The 10,805-nt window shown below is 73.8% G+C and carries 11 protein-coding genes; 9 read left to right on the top strand and 2 right to left on the bottom strand.

All coding sequences use genetic code 11. The annotated features are described in order from the left end of the window. Positions 1-192 precede the first annotated feature (192 nt). From tsf to ACFQ8T_RS13810, 6 genes are all read left to right on the top strand, one after another. The gene (gene tsf / locus ACFQ8T_RS13835) at positions 193-1,032 is read left to right on the top strand and encodes a translation elongation factor Ts (RefSeq protein ID WP_429762280.1); all 840 of its coding nucleotides are present in this window, start codon (positions 193-195) and stop codon (positions 1,030-1,032) included. A gap of 241 nt (positions 1,033-1,273) precedes the next feature. Then, positions 1,274-2,044, top strand: a complete 771-nt coding sequence (pyrH, locus tag ACFQ8T_RS13830) for a UMP kinase (protein WP_430547100.1) — start codon at positions 1,274-1,276, stop codon at positions 2,042-2,044. Between the two features lie 64 nt (positions 2,045-2,108). Then, positions 2,109-2,666 (top strand): ribosome recycling factor, encoded by a 558-nt coding sequence (frr, locus tag ACFQ8T_RS13825; protein WP_430547099.1) that lies wholly within the window; start codon positions 2,109-2,111, stop codon positions 2,664-2,666. Between the two features lie 98 nt (positions 2,667-2,764). Further along, positions 2,765-3,562: a phosphatidate cytidylyltransferase gene (locus ACFQ8T_RS13820; RefSeq protein WP_430547194.1), complete on the top strand. Its 798-nt coding sequence runs from the start codon at positions 2,765-2,767 to the stop codon at positions 3,560-3,562. A gap of 105 nt (positions 3,563-3,667) precedes the next feature. Then, positions 3,668-4,759, top strand: coding sequence for a 23S rRNA (adenine(2503)-C(2))-methyltransferase RlmN (gene rlmN, locus ACFQ8T_RS13815; protein ID WP_430547193.1), 1,092 nt, complete (start codon positions 3,668-3,670; stop codon positions 4,757-4,759). Next, positions 4,756-5,307 carry a DivIVA domain-containing protein gene (locus ACFQ8T_RS13810; protein WP_430547098.1) on the top strand — a complete coding sequence of 184 codons (552 nt, stop codon included), beginning with the start codon at positions 4,756-4,758 and terminating at the stop codon, positions 5,305-5,307. The genes rlmN and ACFQ8T_RS13810 overlap by 4 nt, the downstream gene beginning before the upstream one ends. Positions 5,308-5,377: 70 nt before the next feature. On the opposite strand, the gene ACFQ8T_RS13805 is transcribed toward ACFQ8T_RS13810, so the two are convergent. Continuing rightward, positions 5,378-5,776, bottom strand: a complete 399-nt coding sequence (locus tag ACFQ8T_RS13805) for a MerR family transcriptional regulator (RefSeq protein WP_430547097.1) — start codon at positions 5,774-5,776, stop codon at positions 5,378-5,380. Positions 5,777-5,846: 70 nt separating this feature from the next. Between ACFQ8T_RS13805 and ACFQ8T_RS13800 the strand changes: the two genes are divergently transcribed. Beyond that, entirely contained in the window at positions 5,847-7,109 is a 1,263-nt protein-coding gene (locus ACFQ8T_RS13800; protein WP_430547096.1) for an MFS transporter, read from the top strand. Positions 7,110-7,119: 10 nt separating this feature from the next. Here ACFQ8T_RS13800 and ACFQ8T_RS13795 read toward each other — a convergent pair whose 3' ends face one another. Then, positions 7,120-7,926 (bottom strand): hypothetical protein, encoded by an 807-nt coding sequence (locus tag ACFQ8T_RS13795; RefSeq protein WP_430547095.1) that lies wholly within the window; start codon positions 7,924-7,926, stop codon positions 7,120-7,122. A gap of 213 nt (positions 7,927-8,139) precedes the next feature. Here ACFQ8T_RS13795 and dxr point away from each other — a divergent pair, with 213 nt between their 5' ends. Together dxr and ACFQ8T_RS13785 are read left to right on the top strand one after the other, a co-directional pair. Continuing rightward, complete coding sequence (dxr, locus tag ACFQ8T_RS13790) at positions 8,140-9,327, top strand: 1-deoxy-D-xylulose-5-phosphate reductoisomerase (protein ID WP_430547192.1); 1,188 nt, start codon at positions 8,140-8,142, stop codon at positions 9,325-9,327. A gap of 67 nt (positions 9,328-9,394) precedes the next feature. Next, a complete protein-coding gene (locus tag ACFQ8T_RS13785) occupies positions 9,395-10,714 on the top strand; it encodes a M50 family metallopeptidase (protein WP_430547094.1) in 1,320 nt (439 codons plus the stop codon). Positions 10,715-10,805: the final 91 nt, after the last annotated feature.

The raw sequence follows: 10,805 nt of genomic DNA, 5'->3' as shown, positions 1-10,805 counted from the left end.
GCGGGGCCCGTGCCGCCCCCCCCCGCTGGGCCGCCCCGGCCCGCGGGGGCGCTCCGCCCGGCCTACAGGCGCGGTGGCGCCGGCGGGGGCGGGACCCCGTGGGGGCCCCGCCCCGCGGACCGCCGCACGACCCACTCCGCCCGGCACCCCGACCGGGTCCGGGCGGACCTCGAACCAGCACGGAGGACATCCATGGCGAACTACACCGCCGCTGACATCAAGGCGCTGCGCGAGCGCACCGGTGCCGGCATGCTCGACGTCAAGAAGGCGCTCGACGAGGCCGACGGCAACACCGACCAGGCGATCGAGATCATCCGCAAGAAGGGTCTGGCCCGCGCCGCCAAGCGCGAGGGCAACGCGACCACCGAGGGCCTCGTGGCCGTCAAGGTCGCCGACTCCGCGGCCGGCCAGGTCGCCACGATGATCGAGCTCGACGCCGAGACGGACTTCGTCGTCAAGAACGAGAAGTTCATCGCGCTCGCCGACGCGGTCCTCGAGGCCGTCGCCGCCGCGGGTGCCACGGACGCCGAGTCCGGCCTCGCCGCCCCGGCCGCCGAGGGCACCGTGGCGGACACGATCGCCGCCCAGGGCGCCACGATGGGGGAGAAGGTCGTGCTGCGTCGCGTGGCCCGCCTCGAGGCCCCCAAGGTGACGACCTACCTGCACAAGACGGCCAAGGACCTGCCGCCGTCGATCGGCGTGCTCGTCGCCACCGACGACGCCGCAGAGCCGGTCGCCAAGGACGTCGCGCAGCACATCGCCGCGCTGGCGCCCCGGTTCCTGTCCCGCGAGGACGTCCCCGCGGACGTCGTCGAGAAGGAGCGCGAGATCGCGCGCGAGGTCTCGATCGCCGAGGGCAAGCCCGAGGCCGCGCTCCCGAAGATCGTCGAGGGTCGCCTCAACGGCTTCTTCAAGGACGCCGTCCTCGTGGACCAGCCGCTGGCCAAGGACACGAAGACGACCGTCGCCAAGCACGTCGCCACCACCGGCGGCGCCCTGCTCGGCTTCGTCCGCTTCCGCGTCGGCAGCTGACGCCTCCCAGCGCTCAGGCCCGACCGCACCGTGCGCGGTGCGGTCGGGCCTTCGCGTACCCGCCCGCGCCCGTCCGCTGACGGGGCGGGAGCCGCCGTCCGGTGCCAGGATGCGCGGAGGGTGACACAGAACCACCGGGCGCACACCCGCCCGACCTGCCGGTCCGTCGAGCGCGACGGCCGGCGGACGCGGAACATGCCGCAGGGCATGCGGAACAGACCAGAGAGCGACGGTGACGCACGTGACCGAGACCAACCAGACCGAGCCGACGACCACGACGGACGAGGCGACGGGCGAGGCCGCACCCGCGCGCCGCGTGCTCCTCAAGCTCTCCGGCGAGACCTTCGGGGGCGGCAGCGTGGGCCTCGCGACCGACGTCGTGCGGCGCATCGCCCAGGAGATCGGCGACGCGGTCCGGCAGGGCGTGCAGGTCGCGATCGTCTCGGGCGGCGGCAACTTCTTCCGCGGCGCCGAGCTCTCCCGGGCGGGCCTGGACCGGGCGCGCGCCGACTACATGGGGATGCTCGGCACGGTGATGAACTGCCTCGCGCTGCAGGACTTCCTCGAGCAGGACGGCGTCAAGACGCGGGTGCAGACCGCGATCACCATGGGACAGGTCGCCGAGCCGTACATCCCGCTGCGCGCGATCCGGCACCTGGAGAAGGGGCGCGTCGTCATCTTCGGCGCGGGCGCCGGCATGCCGTACTTCTCCACCGACACCGTGTCGGTCCAGCGTGCCCTGGAGACGCACTGCGACGAGGTCCTCATGGGCAAGAACGGCGTGGACGCCGTCTACTCGGCGGACCCGCGCACGGACCCGGACGCCGAGCGCCTCGAGCACCTCACCTACACCGACGCCCTGGTGCGCGGCCTGAACGTGATGGACGCCACCGCGCTGTCCCTGTGCCGCGACAACGACGTGCGGATGCGCGTCTTCGGCCTCGAGGAGCCGGGTAACGTGACCCGCGCGCTGCTGGGCGAGAAGATTGGCACGCTGGTCACCACCCACTGACGCCGCACCAGCCGTAGGACACTTCAGCAGCACGACGACGCACGACGACGAGAATGGAGCACCGGTGATCGACGACACCCTCCTCGAGGCCGAGGAGAAGATGGACAGGGCGATCGAGGTCGCCAAGGAGGAGTTCGCGGGGATCCGCACGGGCCGCGCCAACTCGGGCATGTTCTCGAAGATCACCGTGGACTACTACGGCGCCCCGACGCCCCTGCAGCAGCTCGCGTCGTTCAACATCCCGGACGCGCGCACGGTGCTCATCACCCCGTTCGACAAGAGCTCTATGACGACCATCGAGAAGGCGCTCCGCGAGTCCGACCTGGGCGTCAACCCGTCGAACGACGGCAACGCGATCCGCATCGTCATGCCCGCCCTCACGGAGGAGCGTCGCCGCGACTACGTGAAGATGGCCAAGACGAAAGCGGAGGACGCCCGCATCTCCGTGCGCAACGTCCGCCGCAAGGCCAAGGAGGAGCTGGACCGCATCGTCAAGGACGGCGAGGCCGGCGAGGACGAGGTCACCCGGGCGGAGAAGGAGCTCGAGTCGCTGACGAAGAAGCACGTCGACGCGATCGACGTGCTGCTCGCCGGCAAGGAGAGCGAGCTGCTCGAGGTCTGATGGTGACCCATCCCCTCGAACCGGGCGAGGACGCGTCCCCGCTCGATCCGGCCACCGGCGGGGCGGCCGGCCCGACGTCGTCGCGCGCCGGCCGCAACCTGCCCGTGGCCATCACGGTCGGCGTCCTGCTGCTCGTCGGCGTCGCGGCGTCCCTGTGGTTCCGGCCGGAGCCGTTCGTGGCCGTCGCCGCGGTCGCGGTCGGCGCCGCGCTGTGGGAGCTCCGTCAGGCGTTCGCCCGCCGGGACATCCACCTGCCGATCCTGCCGCTGCTCGTGGGCGGCGCGGGCATGGTGGTCTCGGCCTACACGGCGGGGCCTGAGGCGCTGCTCGTCGCGTACGTGCTGACCGTCGGCGCCGTCGTCGTCTGGCGGGTGCTGGACGGCCCCGGGCCGCAGGCGCTGCGCGACTGCGCGGCCGCGGTCTTCGCGGCCACCTACGTGCCGTTCCTGGCGGGCTTCGTCATGCTGCTGCTCGCGCAGCCGGACGGCGAGCTCCGGGTAGCCCTGTTCATCCTCCTGGCCGTGGCGAACGACACCGGCGGGTACATCGCCGGTGTGACGATGGGCCGCCACCCGCTGGCACCCACCGTGAGCCCGAAGAAGACCTGGGAGGGCCTGGCGGGTTCGCTCGTCCTGGCCACGGCCGTCGGCGTCGCGGGCGCGGTGCTCGCCCTCGACGCGAGCCCGGTGCTCGGCATCGTGCTCGGCGTGCTCACCGCGATCACGGCCACCGTGGGCGACCTCGCCGAGTCGCTCATCAAGCGGGACCTAGAATTGAAGGACATGGGTTCGCTGCTCCCGGGTCACGGGGGCGTGCTGGACCGCCTCGACTCGCTGGTCGTCACCGCCCCGTTCGTGTACCTCGTGCTCACCATGGCGCCGCCCGGCGCCCTGTAAGGAACCGTCATGCCCCCCACCACCGCCCGTCCCGCGACGTCCGGCGCCGACCTCGGGATCCCCGCGGTCCGGCCCGGCGACGAGACCGCGCCGATGCCCCTGCAGATGGCGCCGCGTCGCCGGGGCAAGCCGCCGAAGCACTTCGCCGACCTCACGCCGGCCGAGCGCGTCGCGTCGATGGAGGAGATGGGGGAGAAGCCGTTCCGGGCCAAGCAGCTCGCGACGCACTACTTCCAGCACTACACGTCCGACCCGGAGCAGATGACCGACCTGCCCGCGAAGACGCGCGAGGCCATCGCGACCACGATGTTCCCTCAGCTCATCCGCCCCACCCGGCGCCTCGAGGCCGACGGCGGCACGACCGTCAAGACGCTGTGGCACCTCTTCGACGACGCCAAGGTCGAGTCGGTGCTCATGCGCTACCCGCACCGCACCACGTTGTGCGTGTCCTCGCAGGCGGGCTGCGGCATGGCGTGCCCCTTCTGCGCCACGGGCCAGCTCGGGCTCACGCGGAACCTGTCGACGGCGGAGATCCTCGAGCAGGTGCGCGCGGCGAACCGGTCGCTCGCGGAGGGCGAGATCCCCGGCGGACCCACGCGACTCAACAACCTCGTCTTCATGGGCATGGGCGAGCCGCTGGCCAACCCGAGAGCCGTCTTCGAGACGGTGCGCGCGCTGGTCGCGCCGCAGCCCGAGGGCTTCGGCATGTCGGCGCGGAACATCACCGTCTCGACCGTGGGGCTGGTGCCCGCGATCGAGAAGCTCACGAAGCTCGAGATCCCGGTGACGCTCGCCCTCAGCCTGCACGCCCCGGACGACGACCTGCGCAGCGAGCTCGTGCCGATCAACACCCGGTGGAGCGTGGACGAGGCGCTCGACGCCGCCCGGCGCTACTTCGAGGTGACGGGCCGGCGCGTGTCGATCGAGTACGCGCTGATCAAGGACATGAACGACCACGGCTGGCGCGCCGACCTGCTGGGGGAGAAGCTCAACGCCCGCGGGCGCGGCTGGGTGCACGTCAACCCCATCCCGCTGAACCCCACGCCCGGCTCGATCTGGACCGCGAGCGAGCGTGCCGTCGAGGACGAGTTTGTGGCACGCTTGCGCGGGCACGGCATCCCCACCACGATCCGTGACACCCGCGGGAGCGACATCGACGGCGCCTGCGGGCAGCTGGCGGCCGAGGAGGACGAGTGAGCGCACTGTTCAGCACGGTGTCCGCGATGCGCACCGGGTACGAGCGGGACGAGGTCGAGGACTTCTTCGACCACGCCCGGCAGGCGTACGAGGGACGTACCGCGGAGCCGCTGACGCACGCCGACATCCAGGTGTCGACGTTCGACCTGGTGCGCGGCGGCTACGACACGCACGAGGTCGACGCGGCGCTGGACCGGCTCGAGGCGGCGTTCATCGCCCGGCAGCGCGCCGAGTACGTGGCGGCGCACGGTCAGGAGGCCTGGATGGCCGCGCTGGCGGACCGCGCGCGCACGATGTACGGGCGCCTGGGCCGGCCCGACGGCGAGAAGTTCGCCCCGGCCGAGCGCGGCGAGCAGGGCTACGACCCCGACGACGTCGACGCGCTGTGCGACCGGCTCGTCGCGTACTTCGACCGGCAGGAGCCGCTGTCCTCCGGGGAGATCCGTTCCGCGACGTTCGGCCGGGCCAAGGGTTCGGACGGCTACGCGGAAGGCCCTGTGGACCGCTTCTTCGCCCGCGCGATCGAGGTGCTGCTCGGGGTCGAGTGATCCCGCCGCCGCACCAGGACCGACGCCACGAGGGCCGCCGACGACGAGTCGGCGGCCCTCGTCGCGTCCGTCACCGGCCGGCGGGCGAGGTGGCCGCGGCCTCCGACAGGAGCGCGGCCTGCTCGGTGCGGAGGAGGACGTCACGGATCGTGTCGCGGCTGCGGGTGAGGCAGGCGATCTTGTCCTCGATGCCCACGAGCTCGCCGGCGAGCATCTCCGCCACCGTGCGGGGACAGGTCGGCGCCTCGGCGGCGCTCGCCTCCTCCATGTCGAGCAGGACCTTGATCAGGCGCGTGGGGATGCCGGCGCGCACCATCCCGGCCACCCTGGACACGCGCTCGACGTCGTCGTCGGAGTAGGTGCGGTACCCGTTCGCCGCGCGGTCGGCCACGAGCAGGCCCTGCTGCTCGTAGTAGCGCACGAGGCGCGGTGCCACTCCCGCGCGACGCGCGAGCTCGCCGATCTTCATCGTGCTCCTCCCGAGGTGACCGGGGTCACGCTTGACGTTGACATCAATGTCAAACTCTAGCGTCGGTCGCATGACGACACCGCGCCCGACCCCCGCCCCGTCCGACAGGCTCCCGTGGATCTCGCTCCTCGTCCTCGGCGCGGCCACGTTCGCCATGGTCACGGCCGAGATGCTGCCGACCGCCGTGCTGCCGCAGATGAGCGCCGGGCTCGGGGTGGACGAGTCGCGCACAGGGCTCCTCGTGTCCGTGTGGGCCGCCACCGTGGTGGTGGCGAGCTTCCCGCTCGTACGGCTCGTCGCCGGCACGGACCGGCGTGCCGTGATCACGGTCGCGCTCGGCGTCCTGGCCGCGTCCTCCCTCGCCACGGCGCTGGCGCCCACGTACGGCGTCGCCGTGGGGGCGCGGCTGGTGGGCGCGGCCGCCGTCGGCCTCCTGTGGGCGACCGCGAACGCGCACGTCGCCGACCTGGTGCCCGACCGGCTGCTCGCCCGCTCGATCGCCGTGGTGCTGGGCGGCGCCACCCTGGGCATGGTGCTCGGCACGCCGCTCGCCAGCCTCGTGACCCGTGCGGTGGGCTGGCGGGCGGCGTTCGCCGGTCTCGCGCTGCTGACGCTGGTGGTCGCGGTCCTCGTGCGGCTCGTCGTCGCGCGGGCGCCCGGGGCGGGCGCCGGTGTGCGAGCGGTCCCGGGCGGCGCGGACCCGGCGCCCGCCGGGGGGCCCGGGCCGATGATCGCGGTGACGGCGGTCGTCGGCGTGCTGCTGGTGGGGCACTACGGCGCGTACACGTACGTGACCCGCATCGTCGAGGTGCCGGCCGCCGCGCTGCCGGGCGGCGTGAGCGCGCTGCTCCTGGTGTTCGGCCTCGCGTCCGCGCTGGGGGTGGTCCTCGCCGGCCGGTTCGGCGCCCGGACCGCGCCGGTGCTCGCCCTCGCCGCCGGCGGGACCGCGCTCGCCCTGCTCGGGCTCGCCGTGGTGGACGTGCACCCCGCCCTCGGCGTGGCCGTCGTCGTGGTGTGGGGCGTGTCGTCGGGTGCGCTGCCGCCCCTGGCCCAGACGCTGATCCTGCGCCTCGGTGGCCCCGAGCGGCGCGCGACGGCGGCGGCGCTGATCCCGGTGGTGTTCAACGGCGGCATCGCCGTCGGGGCGGCCCTGGCGTCGTGGGTCGTGGCGGGCGGCGGCGTCGGGGCGCTGCCGGTCCCGGCCGCAGTCGTGGTCGCCGTGACAGCCCTCGCGCTCGGCGCCGGGGCGCGGGTCTGGTCGACGCCGGCAGCCGGGGAGGGCGACGGTGGCCGCGCCGGTCGCACGGTGGCCGAGAGGCCTGCCGGGGTCTGAGCCCCGCCCGTCAGCAGGCGGGGGCGAGGGCGCCGCCGCTGCCGGTGGCCAGGTAGGCGTCGGACACCCAGTTGCTCGGGCCGATGCGGTACCAGAGGTTCGTCGTGCCGCGGGTGCCCGTGACCGTCTGCCCGCGCGCGTGGCAGAGCAGCGGCACGCGCGCGGCGTCGGCGGCGGCGCCGGTCCACCGGTAGCCGGTGCCCGGCCCGGTGCGGACGTTGAGGGTGCCGCCGTCGGCCGACACGATCCCCGTGCGCGCGGACCCCTGCCACAGGTAGGTCACGTCGATCCAGGCGTTGGAGCGCAGGCCCAGGCTGTCCCGGTAGGTGCCGTCCGCCAGGTCGATGCCCGCCGGGTTGGTCACGGTGCGCCCGAAGAGGTCCTTGCCGCCGTGGTGGCCGAGCCGGTAGGCCGCGGAGGCCTGCGGGGTGCCCCGCGGCAGGTCCCGGGCGGCGTGCCGGGTGGAGCTCCAGTAGTCGTCGGTGGTGTTCCACGGCCCGACGTCCCACACCGGCGCGTACTCGCACCGCGTGCTGTCGGCCCGGCACGCCCGGACGCTGAACGCGCCGTCGCCGTCCGCGGACAGGGCCCGGCGCGAGGGCAGGGCGACGAAGTGGTCCCGCGTGGAGATCTTGTGGCCGTTCGCGGTGTGCTTGCCCACCAGGCCCTCGCGGGTCGCGAAGATGCGGTGGGTCTCGCCGTCGCCGTCCGCGGCGGCGGGTGTCGCCAGCCCGACGACCGCCCCGGTGACGAGGGTGGCGATCCCGGCAAGGGCGGCCATGGCGCGCTTGCCGACTATCACGCGATAAGTACGCATGGATGCGAACGTAACCGGCGTCACATCCCACCGCGACCGGGCGAGTGGGGGTTCTGTCCGGAAGTCAAGCACCGGGGCGGGTGAATTCCGCGCCGTTCCGCGGCGTGTCGGCTGCTCGGGCGACGGGGCGGAAGAGGCGCGAGAACGCCTGGGATGATGGGCGCCATGCCCGATCGCATGCCCGACCGCACGCCCGACCACAGGACCGAGCAGATGCCCGACCAGCACACCCGCACCGTCACCCTCCTCGGCTCCACCGGCTCGATCGGTACCCAGGCGATCGACGTCGTACGTGCCCACCCCGGGCGGTTCCGGGTCGAGGCGCTGAGCGCGGGCGGGTCCGACGTCGCGCTGCTCGCGCAGCAGGTCGCGACGGTGGGGGCGGGCGCGGTGGCCGTCGCGGACGCCGCCCGTGCGGACGACCTGCGGGCCGCCCTGGTCGAGCGGCTCGGCGCCGCGGCGGAGGACGTCGAGGTGCTCGCCGGGCCCGACGCGGCGACCGAGCTCGCGGGTCGCGGCAGCGACGTCGTCCTCAACGGCATCACCGGGTCGGTGGGCCTGCGGCCCACGCTCGCGGCGCTCGCAGGCGGCTCGACGCTGGCGCTGGCGAACAAGGAGTCGCTCGTGGTGGGCGGCTCGCTGGTCAAGGCCGCGGCCGCGCCCGGGCAGATCGTGCCGGTGGACTCCGAGCACTCGGCGATCGCCCAGGCGCTGCGCGGGGGCGCGCGCGACGAGGTGCGACGGCTGGTCCTCACGGCCTCCGGCGGGCCGTTCCGCGGCCGCAGCCGCGACGACATCAAGAAGGTCACGGTCGACGAGGCTCTCGCCCACCCCACCTGGGCCATGGGGCCCGTGGTGACGGTGAACTCCGCCTCGCTGATGAACAAGGGCCTCGAGCTCATCGAGGCGCACCTGCTGTTCGACGTGCCGGCGGAGGACATCACCGTGGTGGTGCACCCGCAGTCGGTCGTGCACTCGATGGTCGAGTTCCACGACGGCTCCACGCTCGCGCAGGCCTCCCCGCCCGACATGCGGCTGCCCATCGCGCTCGGCCTGTCGTGGCCGGAGCGGCTCGACGTCGTCTCGCCGGCCTGCGACTGGACCCGGGCGGCGTCGTGGACGTTCGAGCCCCTCGACGAGACGACGTTCCCCGCCGTCGGGCTGGCCCGCGCGGCCGTCGCGGCGTCCGCCACGCACCCCGCGGTCTACAACGCCGCGAACGAGCAGGGCGTCGCCGCCTTCCTCGCCGGGCGCATCGGCTTCCTCGACATCGTCGAGACCGTGGAGCGGGTGCTGGCCGAGCACGACGGGGCGGCCGCCGCCGACGTCACCCTCGACGCCGTCGAGAGCGCCGAGCGCTGGGCGCGGGCACGCGCCGACGAGATCCTCGCGCGGTCCTGACGAACCCTCCACGCGCGCGTGGCAGGGGCGTGCGGCGGGTCGCCCCGGGTGTCCTAGGCTCGAGGCCGTGGACGTTCTCTCCTGGGTGGTCGGCATCGCGGTGATGGTGGTGGGCCTCGCCCTCTCCATCGGCCTGCACGAGGTGGGCCACATGGTCCCCGCGAAGAAGTTCGGCGTCCGGGTGAGCCAGTACATGGTGGGCTTCGGCCCCACGCTGTGGTCGCGCACCAAGGGAGAGACGGAGTACGGGGTCAAGGCCATCCCGCTGGGCGGCTACGTGCGGATGGTGGGCATGATGCCGCCCGCGCCCGAGGGCACCCGCCGCCGCGGGGGGTTCTTCGGGCAGGCGATCGCGGACGCGCGCGACGCGTCCGTGAGCGAGATCCTCCCCGGCGAGGAGCACCGCGCCTTCTACCACCTGTCCACGCCCAAGAAGCTCGTCGTCATGCTGGGCGGCCCGGTGATGAACCTCCTCATCGCGGTGGTGCTCACGTTCGTCGTGCTCGTGGGCATCGGGGCGCCGACCGTGACCACGACCGTCGGCGCGGTGAGCGAGTGCACGCCCACGTCGACCACGGCGGACGGGGCGCCCGTGTGCGGGGACGGCGCCGCGCCCTCGCCGGCGGCCGCGGCAGGCCTGCAGCCGGGCGACGAGATCGTCGAGTGGGACGGCACGGCCGTGACGTCGTGGGACCAGCTCTCCGGGGCCATCGCGGACGCCCCCGACCAGCAGGTCCCGGTGGTGGTGCTGCGCGACGGCGCCGAGGTCCCGCTGACCGTGACGACGTCGGACCGGCAGGTCCCCGTGGTCGAGGCCGACGGCACCGCGAAGGTCGGCGCCGACGGGCAGCCGGTCACCGAGACGGCGGGGTTCCTGGGCATCACGCCGACCCAGGAGTACGAGCCGCTGCCGGTCTCGACCGTCCCGGAGGCGGTCTGGCAGCAGGTCTCGGGCACGGCGGGCATGATCGTCACGCTCCCGGTGCGCATCGGCGACGCGGCGGTGCAGGCGTTCACCGACGAGCCGCGGTCGCAGGACTCCGTCGTGTCGGTCGTCGGGGTCGGCCGGATGGCCGTGGACGCCGTCGCCGCGGACGCGCCCGTGATCAGCACGCTGCAGTTCCTCCTGAGCCTGCTGGCCGCGCTCAACGTGGCGCTCTTCGTCTTCAACCTCATCCCGCTGCTGCCGTTGGACGGCGGGCACGTCGTCAACGCCCTGTACGAGGGCGCCAAGCGTACGGTCGCGCGGCTGCGCGGGCTCCCGCGACCAGGCCCGGCCGACGTCGCGCGGATGATGCCGGTGGCCTACGTGATGTTCGTCGTGCTCGTGGGCACGGGAGCGATCCTCATCGTCGCGGACCTGGTGGACCCGGTCCGTCTGGGCTGACGCCCCTCGCCGTCGCCGTCGAGCCGTCCTCGGACGCCGGGACGATGTCGTCGCCGGTGGGGAGCATCGGGACCGGGCGGGCAGGGCTCCC

The sequence above is a fragment of the Isoptericola sp. NPDC056618 genome (assembly GCF_042792715.1).
GTDB classification, from domain to species: Bacteria; Actinomycetota; Actinomycetes; order Actinomycetales; family Cellulomonadaceae; genus Isoptericola; species Isoptericola nanjingensis.
Note: the sequence above shows the minus strand (reverse complement) of the source record. Positions and strands in the feature narration are given on the sequence as shown.